Origin of the sequence: Nocardioides sp. InS609-2, from assembly GCF_023208195.1 — a bacterium.
Taxonomy (GTDB): Bacteria; Actinomycetota; Actinomycetes; order Propionibacteriales; family Nocardioidaceae; genus Nocardioides.
The window spans coordinates 2948340-2970154 of the sequence record NZ_CP060034.1 but is presented as its reverse complement, the minus strand read 5'-3'; the positions used below and the strand labels follow the sequence as shown (position 1 = coordinate 2970154).

Annotated in this window: 21 protein-coding genes and 1 tRNA gene; 10 read left to right on the top strand and 12 right to left on the bottom strand. The window is 70.2% G+C overall.

What is annotated here, in order from left to right; genetic code table 11:
* Window positions 1–77: 77 nt before the first annotated feature.
* From H4Q84_RS15400 to H4Q84_RS15385, 4 genes are all read left to right on the top strand, one after another.
* Window positions 78–836, top strand: a complete 759-nt coding sequence (locus H4Q84_RS15400) for an ABC transporter ATP-binding protein (RefSeq protein WP_248579964.1) — start codon at window positions 78–80, stop codon at window positions 834–836.
* Window positions 833–3265 (top strand): ABC transporter permease, encoded by a 2433-nt coding sequence (locus H4Q84_RS15395; RefSeq protein ID WP_248579963.1) that lies wholly within the window; start codon window positions 833–835, stop codon window positions 3263–3265. Before H4Q84_RS15400 ends, H4Q84_RS15395 begins: the two co-directional genes overlap by 4 nt.
* Window positions 3266–3378: 113 nt before the next feature.
* Window positions 3379–3777: a low affinity iron permease family protein gene (locus H4Q84_RS15390; RefSeq protein ID WP_248579962.1), complete on the top strand. Its 399-nt coding sequence runs from the start codon at window positions 3379–3381 to the stop codon at window positions 3775–3777.
* A 39-nt stretch (window positions 3778–3816) separates the two neighbouring features.
* Complete coding sequence (locus H4Q84_RS15385) at window positions 3817–5193, top strand: MFS transporter (protein ID WP_248579961.1); 1377 nt, start codon at window positions 3817–3819, stop codon at window positions 5191–5193.
* On the opposite strand, the gene H4Q84_RS15380 is transcribed toward H4Q84_RS15385, so the two are convergent.
* The 4 genes from H4Q84_RS15380 to H4Q84_RS15365 form a co-directional block, all read right to left on the bottom strand.
* Window positions 5186–5893 carry an alpha/beta hydrolase gene (locus H4Q84_RS15380; protein ID WP_248579960.1) on the bottom strand — a complete coding sequence of 236 codons (708 nt, stop codon included), beginning with the start codon at window positions 5891–5893 and terminating at the stop codon, window positions 5186–5188. The two genes, H4Q84_RS15385 and H4Q84_RS15380, sit on opposite strands and share 8 nt — an antisense overlap.
* A complete protein-coding gene (locus H4Q84_RS15375; RefSeq protein ID WP_248579959.1) occupies window positions 5890–6363 on the bottom strand; it encodes an XdhC family protein in 474 nt (157 codons plus the stop codon). Before H4Q84_RS15375 ends, H4Q84_RS15380 begins: the two co-directional genes overlap by 4 nt.
* A 130-nt stretch (window positions 6364–6493) precedes the next feature.
* Window positions 6494–7165 (bottom strand): 3-oxoacid CoA-transferase subunit B, encoded by a 672-nt coding sequence (locus H4Q84_RS15370; protein ID WP_248579958.1) that lies wholly within the window; start codon window positions 7163–7165, stop codon window positions 6494–6496.
* A 1-nt stretch (window position 7166) separates the two neighbouring features.
* Complete coding sequence (locus H4Q84_RS15365; protein ID WP_248579957.1) at window positions 7167–7970, bottom strand: CoA transferase subunit A; 804 nt, start codon at window positions 7968–7970, stop codon at window positions 7167–7169.
* Window positions 7971–8199: 229 nt separating this feature from the next.
* On the opposite strand from H4Q84_RS15365, the gene H4Q84_RS15360 reads away from it, so the two are divergent.
* Both H4Q84_RS15360 and H4Q84_RS15355 read left to right on the top strand, forming a co-directional pair.
* Window positions 8200–9231, top strand: a complete 1032-nt coding sequence (locus H4Q84_RS15360) for an ArsA-related P-loop ATPase (RefSeq protein ID WP_248579956.1) — start codon at window positions 8200–8202, stop codon at window positions 9229–9231.
* A complete protein-coding gene (locus tag H4Q84_RS15355) occupies window positions 9228–10376 on the top strand; it encodes an ArsA family ATPase (RefSeq protein ID WP_248579955.1) in 1149 nt (382 codons plus the stop codon). Before H4Q84_RS15360 ends, H4Q84_RS15355 begins: the two co-directional genes overlap by 4 nt.
* A 15-nt stretch (window positions 10377–10391) precedes the next feature.
* Here the strand turns inward: H4Q84_RS15355 and H4Q84_RS15350 are convergent, their stop codons facing one another.
* Window positions 10392–10676 carry a WhiB family transcriptional regulator gene (locus H4Q84_RS15350; protein WP_248579954.1) on the bottom strand — a complete coding sequence of 95 codons (285 nt, stop codon included), beginning with the start codon at window positions 10674–10676 and terminating at the stop codon, window positions 10392–10394.
* Between the two features lie 223 nt (window positions 10677–10899).
* On the opposite strand from H4Q84_RS15350, the gene H4Q84_RS15345 reads away from it, so the two are divergent.
* On the top strand, window positions 10900–13230 hold the full coding sequence (locus tag H4Q84_RS15345; protein WP_248579953.1) for a transglycosylase domain-containing protein: 2331 nt from the start codon (window positions 10900–10902) through the stop codon (window positions 13228–13230).
* Between the two features lie 13 nt (window positions 13231–13243).
* Here H4Q84_RS15345 and H4Q84_RS15340 read toward each other — a convergent pair whose 3' ends face one another.
* Window positions 13244–13702, bottom strand: coding sequence for a GatB/YqeY domain-containing protein (locus tag H4Q84_RS15340; protein ID WP_248579952.1), 459 nt, complete (start codon window positions 13700–13702; stop codon window positions 13244–13246).
* A gap of 25 nt (window positions 13703–13727) precedes the next feature.
* Between H4Q84_RS15340 and H4Q84_RS15335 the strand changes: the two genes are divergently transcribed.
* The 3 genes from H4Q84_RS15335 to H4Q84_RS15325 all read left to right on the top strand — a co-directional run bounded on the left by H4Q84_RS15335 (window position 13728) and on the right by H4Q84_RS15325 (window position 15758).
* Window positions 13728–14648, top strand: a complete 921-nt coding sequence (locus H4Q84_RS15335) for a metallophosphoesterase (RefSeq protein WP_248579951.1) — start codon at window positions 13728–13730, stop codon at window positions 14646–14648.
* 101 nt (window positions 14649–14749) lie between these two features.
* Window positions 14750–14823 (top strand) — tRNA-Pro (locus H4Q84_RS15330).
* Between the two features lie 200 nt (window positions 14824–15023).
* Window positions 15024–15758, top strand: coding sequence for a hypothetical protein (locus H4Q84_RS15325; protein WP_248579950.1), 735 nt, complete (start codon window positions 15024–15026; stop codon window positions 15756–15758).
* Here the strand turns inward: H4Q84_RS15325 and H4Q84_RS15320 are convergent.
* From H4Q84_RS15320 to H4Q84_RS15295, 6 genes are all read right to left on the bottom strand, one after another.
* Window positions 15755–16795 carry an aspartate-semialdehyde dehydrogenase gene (locus H4Q84_RS15320; RefSeq protein WP_248579949.1) on the bottom strand — a complete coding sequence of 347 codons (1041 nt, stop codon included), beginning with the start codon at window positions 16793–16795 and terminating at the stop codon, window positions 15755–15757. The two genes, H4Q84_RS15325 and H4Q84_RS15320, sit on opposite strands and share 4 nt — an antisense overlap.
* A 2-nt stretch (window positions 16796–16797) precedes the next feature.
* Complete coding sequence (locus H4Q84_RS15315) at window positions 16798–18081, bottom strand: aspartate kinase (protein WP_248583661.1); 1284 nt, start codon at window positions 18079–18081, stop codon at window positions 16798–16800.
* A gap of 64 nt (window positions 18082–18145) precedes the next feature.
* Window positions 18146–18754, bottom strand: a complete 609-nt coding sequence (locus H4Q84_RS15310) for a DUF5063 domain-containing protein (protein WP_248579948.1) — start codon at window positions 18752–18754, stop codon at window positions 18146–18148.
* Window positions 18747–19346: a recombination mediator RecR gene (gene recR, locus H4Q84_RS15305; RefSeq protein WP_248579947.1), complete on the bottom strand. Its 600-nt coding sequence runs from the start codon at window positions 19344–19346 to the stop codon at window positions 18747–18749. The genes H4Q84_RS15310 and recR overlap by 8 nt, the downstream gene beginning before the upstream one ends.
* Window positions 19347–19350: 4 nt before the next feature.
* Window positions 19351–19704 carry a YbaB/EbfC family nucleoid-associated protein gene (locus tag H4Q84_RS15300; protein ID WP_248579946.1) on the bottom strand — a complete coding sequence of 118 codons (354 nt, stop codon included), beginning with the start codon at window positions 19702–19704 and terminating at the stop codon, window positions 19351–19353.
* A 39-nt stretch (window positions 19705–19743) separates the two neighbouring features.
* Complete coding sequence (locus H4Q84_RS15295; RefSeq protein WP_248579945.1) at window positions 19744–21777, bottom strand: DNA polymerase III subunit gamma and tau; 2034 nt, start codon at window positions 21775–21777, stop codon at window positions 19744–19746.
* Window positions 21778–21815 lie beyond the last annotated feature (38 nt).

Below are 21815 nucleotides of genomic sequence, written 5' to 3'. Positions count from 1 at the left end.
ACTCATCCCGTGGGTGGACGCCGAGATCCACCCGCGGCCTGACGACCGGGGACGCGCCGGGAAATAGCGTCGTCGGCATGACCCAGACGACTCTCGCGACCACCACCAAGACCGCCGCCAGCGCCCGCGCCCTGAGCCGCACCTACGGCCGCGGCGACGCGACCGTGCACGCCCTCCGCGGCGTCGATCTCGACCTGCCCAGCGGCCGTTTCACCGCCATCATGGGCGCCTCCGGCTCCGGCAAGTCGACCCTGATGCACTGCCTGGCCGGCCTCGACACCCCCACCGAGGGGCAGGTCTCGGTCGGCGGCGTCGAGCTCCAGACGCTCGACGACACCGCACTCACGATCTTCCGTCGCGACCACATCGGGTTCGTGTTCCAGTCGTTCAACCTGCTGCCGATGCTCGACGCGCGCCAGAACATCGTGCTCCCGCTCGACCTCGCCGGCCGTCCCGTCGACACCGCCCGCTTCGACCTCGTCGTCGACACCATGGGCATCCGGGACCGGCTCGGCCACCGCCCGCACGAGCTCTCCGGGGGCCAGCAGCAGAGGGTCGCGATGGCCCGCGCGGTCGTCTCCCAGCCGGACATCGTCTTCGCCGACGAACCGACCGGCAACCTCGACAGCGAGTCGTCGGGCGAGGTGCTCGGCTTCCTGCGGCGCTCGGTGCGCGAGCTCGGTCAGACCGTCGTCATGGTGACCCACGAGCTCGACGCCGCGGCGTACGCCGATGACGTAGTCGTGCTCGCCGACGGCGTCGTGCGCGCCCACCTCATCGAGCCCGGCACCGACCGGCTCGTCGCGGCCCTCCGTGGCGAAGGCGCGGCCCGATGAAGGTCGTGCTGCTCGCCTCTCTGCGCACCCACACCCGCAGGTACGTCGCCGCCGCTCTCGCCGTGGCCATCGGCGTCGCCTTCATCATCACCACTGCCGCGCTGACCTCGTCGGCGCGCTCGGGCATGCTCGCCGGCATCAAGGCGCCGTACGCCGGCGCCGATGTCGTCGTCACCAATCTCTCCTCCGAAGCGGCCGTCGAGATCCGCGACGGTGCTGCCGACACGGGTGCCGACGCGGCCGTCATCGGCTGGACCCGTCAGTCCGTCGCGCGCGACGGCGTACGCATCGTCGACGAGACCGACGTCGGCGAGCTGAGTACGACGCCCGCCCTGCGCTGGCAGGAACTCGACTCCGGTCGCTTCGCCACCGGGCCGGGCGAGGCCGTCGTCGACGTGAACGACGCCAAGAAGGGCGACGTGAAGGTCGGCGACCGGCTGACCATCGGCAGTGACAACGACAAGATCGAGGTCGACGTCGTCGGCCTGGTCGACTCCCCGTCGATCACCAGCGCCGCGTCGATCTATCTCACCTGGACCGACCTCCAGCCGTGGGCCGAGACGATCTACGTCGACAGCATCGCGTGGGCGTCGTCCGGCTCCGTCGCCGAACAGACCCGCCAGATCGAGGGCATCACCAGGGACGTGTCGGTGCTGTCGGTCGACGACTTCGTCGAGGAACGCCAGATCGAGGCCAACCAGGGCGTCAACGTGCTGGCCACCCTGCTGCTGCTCTTCGCCGCGATCGCGCTGTTCGTCTCGGTGCTGGTCATCGCCAACACCTTCTCCATCCTCTTCGCCCAGCGGCAGCGGGACTTCGCCCTCCTCCGCTGCGTCGGCGCCACCCGCCGCCAGGTGCTCCGCTCGATCCGCGCCGAGGCGCTGGTGCTCGGCGTCGTCTCCTCCGCGGTCGGCATCGCCGCAGGCGCCGGCCTGGGCTACGGCCTCGTCGCCGTCGCGCGCAGCAAGTTCTCCTCCGCCGCGATGGGCAGCGTCGACATCGGCCTGCACTGGTACGTCGGCGCCGCCGCCGTCGGCCTGCTCGTGACCACGGTCGCGGCCTGGCTGCCCACGCGTCGCGCCGTACGCGTCGATCCGCTCGTCGCGCTGCGGCCCGACTCCGGCATCGACGTACGCACGAACGCCGGCAGGTGGCGGATCGCCGCCGGGGTGCTGGTCGGCGCCGTCGGTGTGGCACTCCTGGCGATGGCGGTGGCGATGCAGTCACCGGTGGTCATGGTCGCCGGTGGCTCGGCGACGTTCGTCGGGCTGCTGATGCTCGGACCGGTCATCGTGCCCGGGCTGATCCGCGCGGTCGGCCCGCTCACCGGCCGGGTTGCCGGCATGCCCGGCCGGTTGGCCACCAGCAACGCGGTGCGCAACCCGCGGCGTACGGCGGCCACCACCGCGTCGCTGCTGATCGGCGTCACCCTGACGACCGCCGTACTCATCGGCATGGCCAGCTCGCGCAGCGCGCTCGGCGCGGAGATGGACACCCAGCACCCTCTCGACGCAGCCCTGACCTCGACCGGCAAGGCCATCCCCGGGTCGGTGCTCACCCAGGTCGAAGGTCTGGAGTCGGTGAAGACGGCGATCCCGGTGCAGGGCACGGCGGCTCGTGTCGTCGGCGCCGGTGCCGTGGCCCTGCTGGGAGCGCCCGACAGCAACGCGGTGACGCGCGGCGATGCGCCGCTCGCGCCGGCGGGACCCGGCGAGATCTACCTGCCGTGGGACGTGCGCGGGCCGGAGCAGTACGAAGGCGACACCGTGACCGTGCGGGTCGGCGAGCAGACCGCCGAGCTGACCATCGTCGGCGGAGAGGGCTGGGGCCAGGCGGCGATCGTGGCTCCGGACACCCTGGCCCGGCTGGCTCCGGACGCAGCGCTCACCGCGATCTGGGTCCGTGCGACCGACGGGGCGGACGCCGACGACTTCGGCGGCGATCTCGACGCACTCGGTGCCCCGGTGGGTGCCGAGCTCGTCAACGGGCTGGCCGACCGCAGCTGGGTCGACCTCCAGCTCGACGTGCTGACCGGCACGGTCGTCGGGCTCCTCGCCGTCGCCGTGGTGATCGCGCTGATCGGCATCGCCAACACTCTCGGCCTGTCGGTGATCGAACGTGGCCGCGAGAACTCCCTGCTGTGCGCCCTCGGCCTCACCCGGCGCCAGCTGCGCGCCACCCTGGCCGTCGAGTCGGTGCTCCTCTCGGTGGTGGCGACGGTGCTGGGCGGGGTCATCGGTACGGTGTTCGCCTGGGTCGCCGTACGCGCGATGGTGGAGCCGGTGATCGCCGACGCCCCGTTCGTGCTGCCCTGGCTGCAGCTGGCGGTGGTGGTCCTGGTCGCGGGGGCGGCGGGCCTGCTGGCCGGCGTACTCCCGGCTCGGCGGGCGGCGCGCACCGCTCCCGCGGCCGGCCTCGCCACCGACTGAGCTGCGCGGCCCCATGTAGCGCGCCGTTACTCACACTGATGGGCCCACCGATGGGCGCGGAAGTGTGAGTAACGGCGCGTTACATGGCCCGAGTGGCGCCGTACCCTGCGCTCATGGACGGACGAAGCAACGCCGCGGATGACCGCGGGCAAGAAACCGGGCGCAACCCCTTCGAGAAGTTCGTGGAGGCGGTCAACCAGCGGGTGAGCCGGGCGCCGTTCTTCGGCATCATCGTGCTCGCCATCGTGCTGTGGGCGGTGAGCTACCCGCTTTGGACGACCATCACCAAGTGGGAGCTGGCGCTGCACACCGGGTCGGCGATCCTGTCGCTGCTGTTGCTGGTGCTCCTCGAGAACGCCGCTCGCCGCAGCGAGGAGACAGCGCAGGAGAAGCTCAACGTGCTGGCCGAGGCGCTCTCCGACCTGATGGAGCACCACGCCGACGGCTCCCCCGAGCTGCAGGCGTCGGTGCGCAGGCTGCGAGACGCCGTCGGGCTCGAGGAACGGCACTGAGTTGCCCTCGAGCCCACTTGAGGTCCTAGGGTCCGGACGGTGACCTTGGCTGCACCGACCACCGATCCCGATGACACCGTCATCAGCCGCAGCTACGCCCTGACCACGGTCGGCATGGTCGCGCTCGTCTTCTTCGCGGCCTTCGAGGCACTCGCCGTCACCACGGTGATGCCGCAGGTGGCGCGCGAGCTCGACGGCGTACACCTCTACGCGATCAGCTTCGCTGCGCCGCTCGCCACCGGCATCGTCGGCATGGTCGTGTGCGGCATCTGGAGCGACCGCCGCGGGCCGGTGCCGCCGCTCTATGCCTCGGTCGTGCTCTTCGCGTTCGGACTGCTGGTCTGCGGGCTCGCGCCCACGATGGAGATCCTGGTCGTCGGTCGCCTCGTCCAGGGGCTCGGCGCAGGCGCCCTTACCGTCGGCCTGTACGTCGTCGTCGGACAGGTCTACCCGGCCCGGCTGCAGCCCTCGATCTTCGCCGGCTTCGCCGCCGCCTGGGTGCTGCCGTCGCTCTTCGGGCCCTCGATCGCCGCGTTCATCGCCGCTCAGTGGGGCTGGGAGTGGGTGTTCCTCAGCGTCGTCGGGCTGGTCGCCGTCGCCACCACCTTCGTCGTTCCGTCGTTGCTCGGCCTGCGCGGCCGTCCCGAGCCCACCGGCGCACGGGTGCCCGTCGGCCAGCTCGGGTGGGCGGCGGTCGCGGCGGTCGCCGTACTCTCCCTCGACCTGCTCGGCTCCCGCCCCGGGCTCGGCCTGCTCTTCGCGGCCGCCGCCGGCGCAGTCGTGCTCGTGTCCGTACGACACCTCGTGCCGCCGCGCACCCTGAGTGCGGCGCGTGGCCTGCCGAGCGTGGTGCTGACCCGCGGCGCGCTGGGTGCGTCGTTCTTCTGCGCCGAGGCTTACCTGCCGTTCGTGCTGCAGGACCACTGGGGCCTCTCGACCGGCCGCGCCGGCCTCGCGCTCGCGGCAGCCGGCATCTGCTGGGCGAGCGCCAGCCAGGTGCAGGCGCGGCTGGGCGCCCGACTCACCGACGAGCGCGCGATGCTCGTCGGCACCGCCCTGCTCATGGCTGGCGCGGCGCTCTCACTGCTCGCCACCGGCGCCCTCCTTCACCCGGTCGTGCTGATGCTCGGCTACGCCCTCGCGGCCGTCGGCATGGGTACGGCGTTCCCGCGAACGAGCGTCGCGATGCTGCGCCACTCCACCGAACGCGACCGCGGCTTCAACAGCTCCGCGCTCTCGATCGCCGACTCGCTGGGCGCCGCACTGGCCCTGGCGCTGTGTGGCGTGACGTACGCCGCGGTGAGCCGCACCGACCTGTCCGGAGTGCTCGGCGACCCGTTCGCCGCGGTGTTCACCATCTCGGTTGCCTGGGCCCTCGTGGCGCACCTGGCGTCGCGTCGTACTCCGGTCAGCTGACCTGCGACCGGGCGATCCCGGAGAGGACGGCAGCGAGGTCGTCGGGGCGGGACCACATTGGCCAGTGGCTCGTCGGCAGGTCCACGCAGGTGACGTCGCGGATCTCCGCCAGCCCGCCCACCCAGAGCTCGCGGTTGGCGATGCCCTCCTGGAGGTGATCCGCCGGGATGGTCGTACAGATGACGGTGGTGGGCACGTCGAGCCGCCGGTCGTCGACCAGCTCTGCGCTCCCCCGCACCACTCCGCCCGGCTCCGGCACGGCTCGCTCGACGAACGTCGCCAGCTGCTCGTCGGTGAGGCCCGCGAGGCTCTCGTCTGGGCCGAGCACCTCCAGCGGCGGCATGAGCAGCTCGTCGACGGTCAAGCGGACGTCGAGGGGATCTGTCGCAGGTCCGGTGTCGACGTAGACCATTGCGGCTATCTGCTCGGGCCCGCGGTCGGTGGCGGCGTAGCCCACGGCCCCTGCCCCGCTGTGGACGGCGAGTACGACGGGAGTCCCGGCTGCTTCCACGACAGCGCAGATGGCATCGACATGGTCGGCGAACGTGATCGCGGAACGGTCTGTGTCCACCGCGTCGAGCCCGGGCAGCGTGAGCGCCGTGACGTCGTGGCCGTCGGCACGAAGCGTCGCCACGACGTCGTCCCATGCCCAGGCGCCGAGCCAGTAGCCGGGCACCAGGACGATCGGCGAGGCGGTCATCGACGCATCGACCCGCCGTCGCGGCCGTTCGACTCGGCGACGATCTCGGCCACCACCGACAGGGCGATCTCGCCGGGTGACTTGCCTCCGGTGTTGAGGCCGGCCGGCACGTGCAACTTGTCGAGACCGGCCACGCCTTCGTCCGTGAGCTGCTGCATGAGCCCCTCGGACCGCCGTCGGCTGGCCAACATCGCGACGTACGACGCGGGCGAGGTCAGCGCGTCGCGCATCGCCTGGGGCGCGTCGGGCGCGTCGTGGTCGCAGAGCACCACCGCGTCGCCTTCGCGCAGACTCAGCTGGGTGAGCTGCCCGACACCGCGTCCCTCGTCGTCCTCGGCCACCACGACGACCTCGCGGCCCACCGCCGCGGCGATGACCTCGATCGCGTCGGCGATCGGGTTGCGGCTGAGCACCACGACCCGTCCGGGCTCTGCACCTTCGTCGGACCAGGGCTGCTCGCGAGTAGTCACGCGCTCAGCCTGCCAGTCCGCGTCCCGCTTGTAACGCGGTGTTCTGGTCGCCGCGTGCGCCGTACGCGCCAGCTTCAGCATCCATAACGACGCTTGGGGTCGGAGCCGACGATCGACCCGTCACGCAGCTTCACGAGATCAGCTCGGGCTGGGTCTTCTCCCTCACTTCGTCCTCGGTGACGCCGGGTGCGAGCTCGACGAGCTTGAGGACCCGGTCGCCGTGCGTGCCGGAGACCGCGACCTCGCCGGTGGCCGGGTCGACGACGTCGATGACGCAGAGGTCGGTGATGATCCGCTGCACCACGCGCTTGCCGGTGTAGGGCAGGTCGCACTCGTCGAGGATCTTCAGCGAGCCGTCCTTGGCGGTGTGCTCCATCAGCACGATGACGCGCTTGGCACCGTGCACGAGGTCCATCGCGCCGCCCATGCCCTTGACCATCTTGCCGGGGATCATCCAGTTGGCGATGTCGCCGTTGCGGGAGACCTGCATCGCACCGAGGATCGCGGCGTCGATCTTGCCGCCGCGGATCATCCCGAACGACGTGGCGGAGTCGAAGAACGACGCACCCTTGCGCACCGTCACGGTCTCCTTGCCGGCGTTGATGAGGTCGGGGTCCTCCTCGCCGGCCACCGGGTAGGCGCCGACACCGAGGATGCCGTTCTCCGACTGGAGCACCAGCTCGACGTCGTCGGCGACGTAGTTGGGCACCATCGTCGGCAGCCCGATGCCGAGGTTGACGTAGGAGCCGTCCTTCAGCTCCGACGCTGCCCGTGCGGCCATCTCTTCACGTGTCCAACCCATGTCAGCCTCCCGGGTTCTGTTCCTGCACGGCCTCGGCGGCCGGCTGGACGGTGCGCTTCTCGATCTGCTTGGCGGCCACCTGCTCGGGGGTCAGCGCGACCACCCGCTGCACGAAGACACCGGGGGTGTGCACATCGTTCGGGTTGAGCTCACCGGGCTCGACGAGGTGCTCGACCTCGGCGATCGTCACCCGCCCGCACATCGCGGCCAGCGGGTTGAAGTTGCGGGCGGAGTCGCGGTAGACCAAGTTGCCGTGCCGGTCGCCCTTCCAGGCGCGCACCAGCCCGTAGTCGGCCACGATCGCCTCCTCCAGTACGAACTCCTTCTCCCCCTCCGGGGTCGTGAAGGTGCGCACCTCCTTGGGCGGCGAGGCGACGGTGACATTGCCGGAGTCGTCGTACCTCCAGGGCAGGCCGCCCTCGGCGACCTGGGTGCCGACACCGGTGGCGGTGAAGAACGCCGGGATGCCGGAGCCACCCGCGCGCATCCGCTCGGCCAGCGTGCCCTGCGGGGTGAGCTCGACCTCGAGCTCGCCGGAGAGGTACTGGCGCGCGAACTCCTTGTTCTCACCGACGTACGACGAGATCATCCGCCGCAGTCGCTTCTGGAACAGCAGCCGGCCGAGCCCCCACTCGTCGACGCCACAGTTGTTGGAGACGGCCTGGAGGTCGGTGGTGCCGGCCTCGAGGACCGCATCGATCAACACGGTCGGAATGCCACAGAGTCCGAACCCGCCGACGGAGATGGTGGCCCCGTCGGGAATGTCAGCCACTGCCTCCGCCGCGCTCGCGACGACCTTGTCCATCGTCTGCTCCCTACCTTCTGCCTCGATGCCGGGGACGCCAGCGATCCTAGCCAGCACGATGTGGCGCTCGTCATGGCCGGTCGCGCCACATCTCGATGGTGGAAGTGGCGCGAAACCACAACCGGGCGAGCTGTGGCGTCGTTTCCCTTGCAGTGAGTGCGTTGCAACGACACCAAGGCGACGTGATACCCGGCCAGCCGGGTATCAATACACCACCTAGGCTCCCCCCATGCCCCCCGCGACCGGCCCAGCCGTGGTGTCAGCCGACTGGTCCCGCGTCCGGCTGCACATCGTCACCGGCAAGGGCGGCACTGGGAAGTCCACGGTGGCGGCCGCGCTCGCGCTGGCTCTCGCCGGGGCCGGAAAGAACGTGCTGCTCTGCGAGGTCGAGGGTCGCCAGGGCATCGCCAGGATGTTCGACGTCGACCCGCTGCCCTACGAGGAGCGCCGCATCGCGCGCGGGCTCGCCGACGACGACGGGTCGGCGGGCGCCGTACACGCTCTGCACATCGACCCGGAGTCGGCGCTGCTGGAGTACCTCTCGATGTACTACAAGCTCGGCCGCGCCGGGAAGGCGCTCGACCGGTTCGGCGTCGTCGAGTTCGCCACCACCATCGCGCCGGGCGTCCGCGACGTGCTGCTCACCGGCAAGGTCTACGAGGCCGCCCAGCGCAACGCCCGCAACAAGGCGGCCATCACGTACGACGCCGTCGTGCTCGACGCCCCGCCGACCGGCCGGATCACCCAGTTCCTCGGCGTCAACGCCGAGCTCGCGGGCCTGGCCAAGATGGGGCCGATCAAGTCGCAGGCTGACAACGTCATGACCCTCTTCCGCTCACCGCGCACTGCTGTCCACGTGGTCACCGTGCTCGAGGAGATGCCCGTGCAGGAGACCGCCGACGCCATCACCGAGCTGCACGGGGCCGGACTGCCCGTCGGCGCGATCGTGATCAACCAGGTCCGGCCCCGCGACCTGGCGCCCGAGCAGCTTGCCTCGGCCCGTGCCGGCGACTTCGACCCCGTGGCCATCACGGCCGACCTCCAGCGCGCCAAGGTCGACGTCACCCACGAGCTGGTCGAGACGCTCATCGGCGAGGGCCGCGACCACGCCGAGCGCCGTACCCTCGAGGACGAGCAGCGCATCGTGGTCGACGGGCTCGGCCTACCGACCTACGAGCTGCCGCGCCTCTCCGGAGGCGTCGACCCCGGCGGCCTCCACGAGCTCGCCGCCGCGCTGTGCGAGCAGGGCATGGCCCGATGAGCGCCCGGCTCCAGCTCGACGTCGACGCCCACATCGACGACCCCCGCACCGGGATCATCGTCTGCTGCGGCTCCGGCGGGGTCGGCAAGACCACCACGTCTGCCGCCCTGGCCGTGCGGGCCGCGATGCGCGGCCGCAAGGTCGTCGTACTCACCATCGACCCGGCCCGCCGCCTCGCCCAGTCGATGGGCATCGAGCAGCTCGACAACACCCCTCGGCCGGTGCCGCTGAAGAAGGCCAAGGGCTCGCTCGACGCCATGATGCTCGACATGAAGCGCACCTTCGACGACGTGGTGACGACCCAGGCCAGTCCGGAGAAGGCGAAGCAGATCCTCGAGAACCCGTTCTACATCGCCCTGTCGAGCTCGTTCGCGGGCACGCAGGAGTACATGGCGATGGAGAAGCTCGGCCAGATCCACCGGCAGGCACAGAAGCGGGCCGGCAAGCCCGACGGCTACGACCTGATCGTCGTCGACACCCCGCCGTCGCGGTCGGCGCTCGACTTCCTCGACGCGCCAGAGCGGTTGTCCAGCTTCCTCGACGGCCGGTTCATCCGGCTGATGCTGGCACCGGCACGCGGCCCGGCCCGGCTGATGACGGCCGGCCTGGGGATCGTCACAGGCACGCTCACCAAGGTGCTCGGCGCGCAGGTGCTCAAGGACATGCAGACGTTCGTGGCGGCGTTCGACACGCTCTTCGGCGGCTTCCGCCAGCGCGCCCAGAAGACGTTCGAGCTGCTGCAGGCCGACGGTACGGCGTTCCTGGTGGTTGCCTCACCGGAGCCCGACGCGCTGCGCGAGGCGGCGTACTTCGTCGAACGGCTCCGCGACGACGACATGCCGCTCGCCGGGCTCGTCGTCAACCGAGCGAGTACGACGTCCGGTGCCGACCTGTCCGCCGAGGAGGCGACCGCAGCGGCCGACCGGCTGATGCGCAGCGACCCGGCCTCGGTGACGGGCGGGCTGCTGCGCGTACACGCCGACCGGGCCACGATGGTGGGCAGGGAGAGGTTGCTGCGCGACCGGTTTGCCTCGGCGCACCCGAGGGTGCCGACCGTGGTGGTCCCGGCACTGGCCGGCGACGTACACGATCTCGACGGCCTGCGCGAGGTGGGCCGGCTGCTCGCCTGCCACCCCGAGGACTGACCCGGGGACGATCTGTCAGACGGTGACGATGACCGTCTGCTGCTCGCGGGCGGCTTCGAGTACGGCACGCCACGAGGCGGCCGGGCGACGACGCAGGAGGGCCCGGCGCTCACGCTCGGTCATGCCACCCCACACGCCCCATTCGATCTGGTTGTCGAGGGCCTCCGCCAGGCACTCGGTGCGGACCGGGCAACCGGCGCACAGCTGCTTGGCCTTGTTCTGCTCGGCGCCCCGCACGAAGAGCTCGTCCGGTGCCGCTTCCCTACACGCTGCCTTTGACGTCCAGTCCTCAACCCACATGTGAGAAACCCGCTTCTTCCGACCGGCCGGGCATCCCCATGATGTCCACCTCGGTGCTACGAGGTAAAAGGTATGGACCACAGCCCCCCCGCGAACAGCCACCGTTGGCCCAATTCGCATAGTCCATCTGGACTACTCCGGCGTGGTCCTGCCGCGGGTGCGAGGGATGACCTGATAGTGCCGGAAACGGGTCTGGCCGCCCCCCTCCCGTACTCTGGGGACCATGTCTGATCGATCCTCGCAGCGGCCGCACGGCCCCACCGCGCTCGCTCACCTGGGTGTCATGGCGGCTGTCGCTGCGGTGATGGGTGTGCTGGTCGCCGGTCTGGTCATCCCGTTCGCCGGGGTCGTGGGCGTCGCGTCCAGGGACGTCGCCAAGAGCATGGACAACCTGCCCGCGGAGCTCGAGGCCACCCCGCTGGCCCAGAAGACGAGCATCCTCGACTCCAGCGGCAACCTCATCGCCTCGCTGTACGACGAGAACCGTGTCAACGTCAGCCTCGACCAGGTCTCCCGCAAGATGGTCCAGTCGATCGTCTCCATCGAGGACTATCGCTTCTACAGCCACGGCGCCCTCGACATCCGCGGCACCATCCGCGCCCTGGTGACCAACCAGGCGTCCGACGGCGTGGTCCAGGGTGGCTCGTCGATCACCCAGCAGATGGTCAAGATGACCCTGATCGACCAGGCTGGCCGCAACAAGGAAGCCGCCGCGGCCGCGCAGGAGGACACCTACGCCCGCAAGGTCCGCGAGCTGCGCTACGCCATCGCGTTCGAGAAGAACTACTCCAAGGACTGGATCCTCGAGCGCTACCTCAACATCGCCTACTTCGGTGACGGCGCCTACGGCATCCAGGCGGCCGCCCGTCACTACTTCGGCAAGAACGCCAAGAACCTCAAGCTCGACGAGTCCGCTCTGCTGGCCGGCGTCGTGAAGAACCCGACGCTCTACGACCCCACGAACTACCCCGAGAAGGCGATCACGCGCCGCAACGTCGTACTCGACCGGATGGCACAGCTCAACGTCATCACCGCCGACAAGGCGGAGAAGACGAAGGCGAAGGGCCCGGGCCTCGACATCACCCGCTCACCCAACGGCTGCGTGCAGTCGCAGGCGCCGTTCTTCTGTGACTACGTCGTCAACTACCTGGAGCAGGACGAGTCGCTTGGGAAGACCGTGGCGGCCCGCATGCGGCTGCTCAAGTCGGGCGGCCTCACCATCCGCACGACCATCGACCTGAACTACCAGAAGGCCGCTGACGACGCCGTCCGGGAGCACGTCTACCAGACCGACCAGGCCATTGGCGGCCTCGCGATGGTCGAGCCCCGCACCGGCAACGTCAAGGCGCTGGCCCAGTCGAGGCCGATGGGCGGCAACAAGGAGGCGGGCGAGACCTACCTCAACTACGTCGTCCCCCAGGAGTACGGCGACGCCAACGGCTTCCAGGCCGGGTCGACGTTCAAGGTCTTCGTGCTGGCCTCGGCCATCAACCAGGGGATCCCGATGAGCACGTCCATTCCCTCGCCCGACTCCCTCGAGATCCCGGACTCCAACTTCGAGACCTGTGACGGCCCGTACGCCGGCAGCGGCTCGTGGTCGGTCTCGAACTCCACGGGCTTCGGCACCTACGACCTCTACTCCGGCACCCAGCACTCCGTGAACACCTTCTACGCCCAGCTTGAGCAGCGCACCGGCATGTGCGAGCCGCTCCAGCTGGCCGATGACCTCGGCGTGGACGTGCCCAAGAGCCAGAAGGTCCCGTCCTGGATCCTCGGGGTCTCCGACTCCAACCCACTCACGATGGCCGAGGTCTACGCCACCTTCGCCGGTCGTGGTCTGCACTGCTCGTCGCGGCCGGTCACCGCCATCGAGGACGCAAACGGTGCCCTGCTCAAGGCCTACCCCGAAGCATGCAAGCAGGTGCTGCCCGGGGCGACGGCTGACGCGGTCAACGACGTACTCCGGGGCGTCATGGAGCCGGGTGGCTTCGGCCAGAACATCGCGATCGACAAGCCCTCGGCCGGCAAGACGGGCACCAACAACGGCAACAACTCCGTGTGGTTCATCGGCTACACGCCGCAGATCGCCGCGGCCGCCATGGTCGCGGGCGCCAACGCGTCCGGCCAGTGGATCAGCCTCAACGGCCAGTCGGTCGGCGGTTCCTACATCAGCAGCGCCTTCGGCTCGACCGTCGCCGGCCCCATCTGGGGCGACGCGATGGACGCCGTGTCACCGACGTTGACCTACGCGGACTTCACCGCCCCCGCGGGCGACGAGATCGCCGGGGTCCTCACCTCGGTGCCCGAGGTAGGTGGGATGAGCGTCGATGAGGCCACCGCTGCCATCGAGGCGGCCGGCTTCGTCGCTGAGAGCGGCGGCTACGTCAGCTCCGAGGTCGCGAAGGACAACGTCGCCTACAGCTCGCCGGGCGTCGGCACCGAGCTCAGCAGTGGCGACACCGTCGTGATCTACCAGTCGACGGGCTTCGTACCGCCCCCTGCCAAGGACCCGAAGAAGAAGGGCAACAAGGGCAGGGGCCGCGGACGCGGCTGACGCCGGTTCACGCTCAGCCGAGCTGGCGACGTACCTCCGCGGCGACGGCGCCACCGTCGGCGCGACCCTTGACCTGCGGGGTCACGATGCCCATGACCTTGCCCATCGCCTTCATGCCTTCACCGGCGGCGCCGGTCTTTTCGACGGCGGCCGTCACGAGCGCGCTGATCTCGGCCTCGTTGAGCTGCTCGGGCAGGTAGTCTGCGATCACGACGCCCTCGGCCTGCTCCTTGGCGGCCATCTCCACGCGACCGCCCTCCTCGAACGCCACAGCCGCCTCGCGACGCTTCTTGGCCTCGGTCGAGAGCACGCCGATGATGTCGTCGTCGCTGAGCTCGCGGTGCTCCTTGCCGGCGACCTCGGCGTTGGTGATCGCGGTGAGAACCATCCGCAGGGTCGAGGATCGGACCTCGTCGCGAGACTTGATCGCCGTGGTCAGGTCGGCGCGGAGGCGGTCCTTGAGAATGCTCATGCATCCAGTGTGGCAGCCTTGGCGAGTGAGTCTCTCCCGGATTGCCGCGCGCACGCTCGGGCTCGGCGTCGCATCCGGGGCCGCGTTGGCGGCGTACGCCGCGTGCGAGGCGCGCGCCTACACCCTGCGCGAGGTGAGCGTGCCGATCCTGCCACGCGGGCACCACCCGCTGCGGGTGCTGCACCTGAGCGACATCCACATGACGCCCGGCCAGACCGCCAAACAGGCCTGGCTGCGTGACCTCGCCGACCTCAACCCCGATCTGGTCATCAACACCGGCGACAACCTGTCGCACCAGCGCTCGGTCATCCCCGTCGTCGACGCCCTGTCAGGGTTGCTGGAGGTGCCGGGCGTGTTCGTCTTCGGCTCCAACGACTACTTCGCGCCGAGCCTGCGCAACCCGCTGCTCTACCTGCTCCCCGACGACGGGACCCGCAACACCATCGCCCCGCCACTGCCGTGGCGCGACCTGCGCCGCGACTTCGCCGACGCCGGCTGGGTCGACCTGACCAACGGGTACGGCGCCCTCGAGGTCGGCGGCACCCGCATCTCGTTCGCCGGGGTCGATGACCCGCACCTGGAGTACGACGACCTGGGGTCGGTGGCCGGTCCCGCCGAGGCGTCGGCCGACGTACGACTTGCGGTGGTCCACGCGCCGTACCTGCGAGTGCTCGACCAGTTCGCCTCCGACGGGTACGACGCGATCATCGCCGGCCACACGCACGGCGGTCAGGTGTGCCTGCCGTGGGTCGGCGCGCTGACCACGAACTGCGACATCGAACCCGCTCGTGCCAAGGGCCTGCACCGTCACCCCGCCGACTCGTCCCCGGATGACGACGGGTCCTCGTGGCTGCACGTCTCGGCCGGGCTCGGCACCAACCCGTACGTGCGTTTCCGGGTCGCGTGCCGTCCCGAGGCCACCATGATCACCCTCACCCCGCGCTGACCGCGCGACCCCGTCTCGCGGGTCCGGGTCGATTTCGAGAGCCCGAGACTGACCGGGTATGCTCGCCGTGCTCGTGGGCCGGTCGGCCCTGACGAGCAAATCGGGCTGTGGCGCAGCTTGGTAGCGCGCCTCGTTCGGGACGAGGAGGCCGCAGGTTCAAATCCTGTCAGCCCGACAGTGTGATCTCGCAAGAGATCGGAAAGATCCGGACCTGCAACTAGGTCCGGATCTTTCGTCATTTGAGGGCTGGTGTCGTTCGCAATCCCCGGTCGACCGGGGAAATCTGAACTTGTCGGGCCGTGCAAACCCCGTCAAGTTCAGTGATCCCCGGTCGACCGGGGATTCCTCGGCACCCTTCGTGGCACACTCGGCCGCATGCCTGACAAGGATCCGGACGGCCCTTCGCTGGAGCTGCCGTCGTTCGGCTTCGGCCGCAAGGGCAAGAAGAAGGACACCGAGCCCGAGGCAGTCCGGCCCGAGGTCACCGCAGACCCCGAGCCGGCGGTCGAGACCGCGGCCGAGCCTGAGCCTGAGGCCGCCACGATCCCGGTCCCCGCGCTCGGCCAGCCGGCGCCGCCGGCTGCCCCGGAGCGCGTCACGCAGGCCCTCGACCCGATCGCTACCCCACCCGCTGCAAGCACCCCCGCGCCGCCACCCCGGGCACCCCGGGCACCCCGGGCACCCGATGCAGCAGAGAGCACGCCTCCCGAGCCCGAGCGCACCACGCCCCTGCTCGGCCTGGGCGCGCTCCCCGCCTCCCTGCTCACCGGCGTCGTCGTCGGGCTGCTCACGGCGCTGCTGGCCTACGCGTCGCAGCGCCTGTGCGAGGTCGTCCGGAGTACGTCGTCGTGCGGCGGCGCCGGAGTCCTGCTCCTGCTCGCCATCCTGGTCGGCATGACGCTGCTCGGCGCCGCACTGCTGCGGGCGTTCGTGGTGCCGGAGGCCGGCAGCACCAGCGTGCTCGCCATGGGCCTGCTCGCCGTACTCGTGCTGCTGTTCCTGATCGATGCAGCGTTCTCACCAGCCATGTTCGTGGTGATCCCCGTGCTCGCGGCGGGTTGCTACGCCGCGGCCCACCTGGTCACCATGGCGAGCACCTCGAGCGACTAGCGCGAGCCGAGACGAGCGACGAGCTCGGCCAGCTGAACGGTGTTGAGGGCGGCACCCTTGCGCAGGTTGTCGTTGCTGATGAACAGCGCCAGCCCGCGGTTGCCGTCGACGCCCTCGTCCTGACGCAGGCGCCCGACGTACGACGGGTCCTTGCCGGCCGCGTGCAGCGGAGTCGGCACCTCGCGCAGCTCGACGCCGGGCGCACCTGCGAGCAGATCGGCGGCCCGCGCCGGCGTCATCGCCTCCGCGAACTCCGCGTTGATCGCCAGCGAGTGCCCGGTGAAGACCGGCACCCGTACGCAGATGCCGGACACCCGGAGGTCGGGCAGCCCGAGGATCTTACGCGACTCGTTGCGCAGCTTCTGCTCCTCGTCGGTCTCGTTCAGCCCGTCGTCGACGATCGAGCCGGCCAGCGGGAGCACGTTGTAGGCGATCGTGTCGGAGTACTTGTCCGGCTCCGGGAACGCCACCGCCTCGCCGTCGTACGCCAGCTCGCGGGCCTTGTCACCAGCCGCGCTCACGCCGTTGGCCAGCTCCTCGACGCCGGCGACACCCGAGCCCGAGACCGCCTGGTACGACGAGACGATGAGCCGCTGGAGCCCGGCTGCATCGTGCAGCGGCTTGAGCACCGGCATCGCCGCCATCGTCGTGCAGTTGGGGTTGGCGATGATGCCCTTGCGAGCGTCCAGGATCGCGCCGGGGTTGACCTCGGAGACGACCAGCGGCACGTCGGGGTCCATCCGGAACGCCGAGGAGTTGTCGATCACGACGACTCCGGCGGCAGCGAAGACCGGGGCCAGCGCGCGCGACGTGGTCGCGCCCGCAGAGAAGATCGCGATGTCGAGACCCGAGGGGTCAGCGGTCGAGGCGTCCTCGACGACGACCTCGCGGTCGCCGAACGGCAGCACCGTCCCGGCCGACCGGGCCGAGGCGAAGAAGCGGATCTCGTCGACGGGGAACTCCCGCTCCAGCAGGATCTGGCGTACGGCGACGCCGACCTGTCCGGTGGCGCCGACAATGCCGATACGGGAACCCATGACTACCGCCCGCTCCCGCCGTAGACGACTGCCTCGACCTCGGTCGCGTCGAGGTCGAAGGCGGTGTGCACCGACAGGACCGCGGCGTCGACGTCGGCCTCGGAGACGACCACCGAGATCCGGATCTCGGAGGTGGAGATCATGTCGATGTTGACGCCCGCAGCAGCGATCGCGGAGAAGAACTTCGCGCTCACGCCCGGGTGCGACCGCATACCGGCCCCCACCAGGGAGATCTTGCCGACCTTGTCGTCGAAAACGAGCGACTCGAAGCCGATCTCGGCCTTCAGCGCCTCCAGCGCCAGCACGGCGGTCTGGGCGTCGGCGCCGGGCAGCGTGAACGAGATGTCGGTGAGGTTCGTGGCGGCGGCCGAGACGTTCTGCACGATCATGTCGAGATTGATCTGCGCGGCGGCGAGCGCCTCGAAGATGCGCGCGGCCTCGCCGACCTTGTCGGGCACACCCACGACGGTAATCTTGGACTCGCTCCGGTCGTGGGCGACGCCCGCGATGATTGCCTGTTCCATGGCTTCTCCTTGGGCATCGACCATCGCGCTCGCCGGCAGCACCCAGGTGCCCTCGAGCTGGCTGAACGACGAGCGGACGTGGATCGGGATGTCGTAGCGGCGGGCGTACTCGACGCACCGCACGTGCAGGATCTTGGCGCCACAGGCGGCCAGCTCCAGCATCTCCTCCGACGAGACCCGGTCGAGCTTGCGCGCCGTCGGCACGATGCGGGGATCGGCGGTGAATACCCCGTCGACGTCGGTGTAGATCTCGCAGTACTCAGCGCCCAGCGCGGCCGCCAGCGCGACGGCGGTGGTGTCGGTGCCACCACGACCCAGGGTGGTGATCTCCTTGGTGTCCTGGCTGACGCCCTGGAACCCGGCCACGATGACGATGTGTCCGTCGTCGAGAGCCGAGGAGATCCGGCCGGGCGTGACATCGATGATCTTGGCCTTGCCGTGCACCGAGTCGGTGATGACGCCGGCCTGCGAACCGGTGAAGCTGCGGGCGGTGAACCCGAGGTCGGAGATCGCCATCGCGACCAGCGCCATCGAGATCCGCTCGCCCGCGGTGAGCAGCATGTCGAGCTCGCGGGCCGGCGGCTTCGGGCTCACGCCCTCGGCGAGGACCAGCAGGTCGTCCGTGCTGTCGCCCATCGCCGAGACGGCCACGACCACGTCATGACCGGCCTTCTTGTTCTCCACGATGCGCGCGGCCACCCGCTTGATGGCAGCCGCATCAGCGAGAGACGACCCGCCGTACTTCTGCACGACAATGCCCACGGACATTCACCCTCGAGGCTCGATTGAAAGGAACCCCGCCGCTCCTGCTGGCGAGAGCTGGAGTCTACCGAGGAGCGGGCTCCGCCCTCAGAGACATCTCATCCGCGAGCATCTCGTTGGCCACAGCGACGTCCTCGTCCTCACCGGTGAACTCGGCGTCGAGGCGGTCGTGCGACACCACCGACCACAGTGCGTTGAGCGCGGCGCCGGCCAGGTTGCCCCACGACGAGACGTAGGAGAACTGCCACCACCACAGCGCCTCGGCGATGTTGCCGCCGTTGTAGTGGCGCATGCCGTTCTCGAGGTCGGTCGAGATGCTGACGATGTCGTCGGAGAGCTGGCTCTCGACGACCTCGGGGACATAGGGGTCGAAGACGAAGCTGTAGGTGTCGACCTCACCGAGGACCTCGGCCAGCCGCAACCGCAGGCCGTCCAGGTCGGGCTCGGGCCCCACATCGGGCTGGTACTCGCCCTCCGGGTTGAAGTCCACCTGCGCGCCCAGGCGCGCACCGGCGAGCGAGATCTGGCTCATCTCGAGCAGCAGCAGCGAGATCGCGCGACCACCGTCGGCCTCCCGGGCAATCGCCTGTACGGCGACCAGGAAGGACTGCATCTGGTCCTTGATCTGCCCCGCGAACTCCTCGAGAGCGGGGTCGAGCTTGTGGTCAGTCATCTGCGGATCGCCTCCCAGCGAAAGCTCGGCCGAGGGTGACCTCGTCTGCATACTCCAGGTCACCGCCTACAGGTAGTCCACTCGCCAACCGGGTCACGCGCAACCCCAGCGGCTTCAGCATGCGGGTGAGATAGGTCGCGGTCGCCTCGCCCTCGAGGTTTGGGTCGGTGGCCAAGATGACCTCGGTGACGACGGTGTCGGACAGTCGCATCATCAGCTCGCGGATGCGCAGCTGGTCGGGGCCGATGCCGTCGATGGGCGAGATGGCACCGCCCAGCACGTGGTAGCGACCCCGGAACTCACGTGTGCGCTCGATCGCCACGACGTCCTTGTACTCCTCGACCACGCACAGCACCCCCGGCTCGCGCCGCGGGTCCGAGCAGATCCGGCACTGGTCGGCTTGCGAGACGTTGAAGCAGATCGAGCAGAACTTCACCTTCGCCTTGACCTCGATGAGTACGTCGGCCAGGCGGCGAACGTCGGTCGCCTCGGCCTGCAACAGGTGGAACGCGATGCGCTGGGCGCTCTTCGGCCCGACGCCCGGCAGTCTGCCGAGCTCGTCGATCAGGTCCTGGACAATGCCTTCGTACAACGCCTCAGGCCTGTCCGGGGAGGCCGCCGGCGAGCGGCCCCAGGGTCTCGGAGGCGAGCGCGTCGGCCTTGGCCTTGGCGTCGCGGTAGGCGGCCACGATCATGTCGCCGAGGTCGGCGAGGTCGTCGTCGGACGTGCCGTCGAACTGACCGTTCTTGATGTCGACCGAGACCAGCTCGCCCACGCCGTTGGTTGTCACGGTCACCGCGCCACCGGCGACGGTGCCCTCGACGTTCATGACGTGCAGCTGCTCCTGGGCCTGGCTCAGCTGCTCCTGCATCTGCTGGGCCTGGGCCAGCAGCGCGTTCATGTCGAAGCCGCCTTCGCCGCCGAGGCTCTCGAACGGGTTCTGGGTCATCTCGTGTCCTTGGTCGTGCGTAGAAGGGCGTTCAGGGTCTCAGGTGTGCGGGATCTCTTCGATGACCTGCGCGCCGAGCGTGCGCTGGAGCAGCTCGGCCCCGGCCAGCCCGTCGGTGTCGGCGGCTGGGTCGTCGGGGTGCGCAGCAGCGTCGGCCAGCAAGCGCTGGTCGTCGCCCGAGGAGTCGGCGCCGGGCGTGCGGGTGGCCAGGATCGCCTCACGGGCCGCCGCGATCGACTCGGGGTCCCGGGTGCGCGCCGGGGCGGGCTCGGGCTCGGCGGCTGCCTCGGGCGCCACCGGCGGCGCGTCGTCACGGGCCCAGTCGGGGGCCTCGGTGGGCGCCTGCTCGACCGGGGCGGCGCTCGGGTCGGGCGCCACGGTCGGCTCGGCCGGCCGGGTCACCGCGGCCTTGGTCACGGTCGCGGCCGGGGTCGGCTGGGCGCTCGGGTCGACGATGGCGTCGATCTTCCAGTCGGCGCCGACGACATCGATCGCCGCCTGCCGCAGGATCTCGTCACACCCGCCACCGATGAAGGAGTCACGCGCACCGGCGTTGGTGAAGCCCAGCGTCAGGATCCGGCCCTCGAGCCCCAGCACCTGGGAGTTCTGAGTGAGGTGCATCCACGCCACCCGGCGCCGTCTCTTGGTCGCCTCGACGATGTCGGGCCACAGGCGGCGTACGTCGATCAGCGTGAGGCCGCCCGCCGGCCCGCTCGCGGGCTCGTCGACCGCCGGAGCGGCGACTTCCGCGACCGGCTCGGGCGCCGCGGCTTGTGCGACTGGCTCGGGCGTCGGCTCGGGCTCGACGGCCTCCTGCGCCGCCACGGACACCACGGGCTCGGGCTCCACCTGTGCCACGGGCGCGGTCACCGGCGCAGCGGCAGGCGTGGGATCCGGAGTGCCGACGATGGACGCCCGCTTCTCCAGCCGGTCGATCCGGGCCAGCACCCCGTCTGTCGTGTGGTCGGCGCCTGGGAGCAGCACGCGCGCGCAGATCAGCTCCAGCAACAGCCGGGGCGCGGTGGCCCCGCGCATCTCGGTCAGGCCGGCCGCGACCAGGTCGGCCGCGCGCGACAAGTCGTGCGCGCCGAAGCGGGCCGCTTGCGCGACCAGCCGCTCGCCCTGGTCGCGCGGCACGTCGATGAGCCCGGTCACCGGCGCGTCGGGGACGGCCGAGACGATCACCAGGTCACGCAGCCGGCGCAGCAGGTCTTCGGTGAAGTGCCGCGGGTCGTGCCCGGACTCGATCACCTTGTCGACCACCCCGAACACCGCAGCCCCGTCGGCGGCGGCGAACGCGTCGATGGCATCGTCGAGCAGGGTGTCGGGGGTGAAGCCGAGCAGTGCCGTCGCCAGCGTGTGGGTCACGCCGTCGGTGCCGGCACCACCCATCAGCTGGTCGAGCACCGACAACGTGTCACGGGCCGACCCGGCGCCAGCGCGTACGACGAGCGGCACGGCCGCCGGTTCGATGGTGACCTGCTCGCGGGCGCACAGCTCCACGAGGTAGTCGGCCAGCATCCGCGGCGGGATCAGCCGGAACGGGTAGTGGTGGGTGCGCGACCGGATCGTCGGCAGCACCTTCTCGGGCTCGGTCGTGGCGAAGATGAAGCGCAGGTGCGGCGGCGGCTCCTCGACCAGCTTGAGCAGGGCGTTGAACCCTGCCGTGGTCACCATGTGGGCCTCGTCGATGATGTAGATCTTGTAGCGGTCGCGCACCGGCGCGAAGAACGCCTTCTCGCGCAGGTCGCGGGCGTCGTCGACACCACCGTGCGAGGCGGCGTCGATCTCGATCACGTCGATCGATCCGCTGCCCCCGGTGGCGAGCTCCACACAGCTGTCGCACTCACCGCACGGGTCAGCCACCGGCGCCTGCACGCAGTTGAGGCTGCGGGCCAGGATGCGGGCCGACGTGGTCTTGCCGCAGCCGCGCGGGCCGGAGAAGAGATAGGCGTGGTTGACCCGGTCGTGCTTGAGCGCGTTGCGCAGCGGCCCGGTGACGTGGTCCTGCCCGATGACCTGGGCGAACGTCTCGGGCCGGTAGCGGCGGTAGAGCGCGAGGGGTGAGTCCACTCCTGAACCCTAACCACCCGCACCGACACGGACCAACG

Bases quoted from the DNA above. Each gene is read 5' to 3' on its own strand.
- H4Q84_RS15340 (WP_248579952.1), bottom strand. From the start codon at position 13,702: ATGAGCATTCTCAAGGACCGCCTCCGCGCCGACCTGACCACGGCGATC.
- H4Q84_RS15395 (WP_248579963.1), top strand. From the start codon at position 833: ATGAAGGTCGTGCTGCTCGCCTCTCTGCGCACCCACACCCGCAGGTAC.
- H4Q84_RS15400 (WP_248579964.1), top strand. From the start codon at position 78: ATGACCCAGACGACTCTCGCGACCACCACCAAGACCGCCGCCAGCGCC.
- H4Q84_RS15370 (WP_248579958.1), bottom strand. From the start codon at position 7,165: ATGGGTTGGACACGTGAAGAGATGGCCGCACGGGCAGCGTCGGAGCTG.
- H4Q84_RS15300 (WP_248579946.1), bottom strand. From the start codon at position 19,704: ATGACCCAGAACCCGTTCGAGAGCCTCGGCGGCGAAGGCGGCTTCGAC.
- H4Q84_RS15345 (WP_248579953.1), top strand. From the start codon at position 10,900: ATGTCTGATCGATCCTCGCAGCGGCCGCACGGCCCCACCGCGCTCGCT.
- H4Q84_RS15380 (WP_248579960.1), bottom strand. From the start codon at position 5,893: ATGACCGCCTCGCCGATCGTCCTGGTGCCCGGCTACTGGCTCGGCGCC.
- H4Q84_RS15310 (WP_248579948.1), bottom strand. From the start codon at position 18,754: ATGACTGACCACAAGCTCGACCCCGCTCTCGAGGAGTTCGCGGGGCAG.
- H4Q84_RS15355 (WP_248579955.1), top strand. From the start codon at position 9,228: ATGAGCGCCCGGCTCCAGCTCGACGTCGACGCCCACATCGACGACCCC.
- H4Q84_RS15325 (WP_248579950.1), top strand. From the start codon at position 15,024: ATGCCTGACAAGGATCCGGACGGCCCTTCGCTGGAGCTGCCGTCGTTC.
- H4Q84_RS15390 (WP_248579962.1), top strand. From the start codon at position 3,379: ATGGACGGACGAAGCAACGCCGCGGATGACCGCGGGCAAGAAACCGGG.
- H4Q84_RS15365 (WP_248579957.1), bottom strand. From the start codon at position 7,970: ATGGACAAGGTCGTCGCGAGCGCGGCGGAGGCAGTGGCTGACATTCCC.
- H4Q84_RS15320 (WP_248579949.1), bottom strand. From the start codon at position 16,795: ATGGGTTCCCGTATCGGCATTGTCGGCGCCACCGGACAGGTCGGCGTC.
- H4Q84_RS15360 (WP_248579956.1), top strand. From the start codon at position 8,200: ATGCCCCCCGCGACCGGCCCAGCCGTGGTGTCAGCCGACTGGTCCCGC.
- H4Q84_RS15350 (WP_248579954.1), bottom strand. From the start codon at position 10,676: ATGTGGGTTGAGGACTGGACGTCAAAGGCAGCGTGTAGGGAAGCGGCA.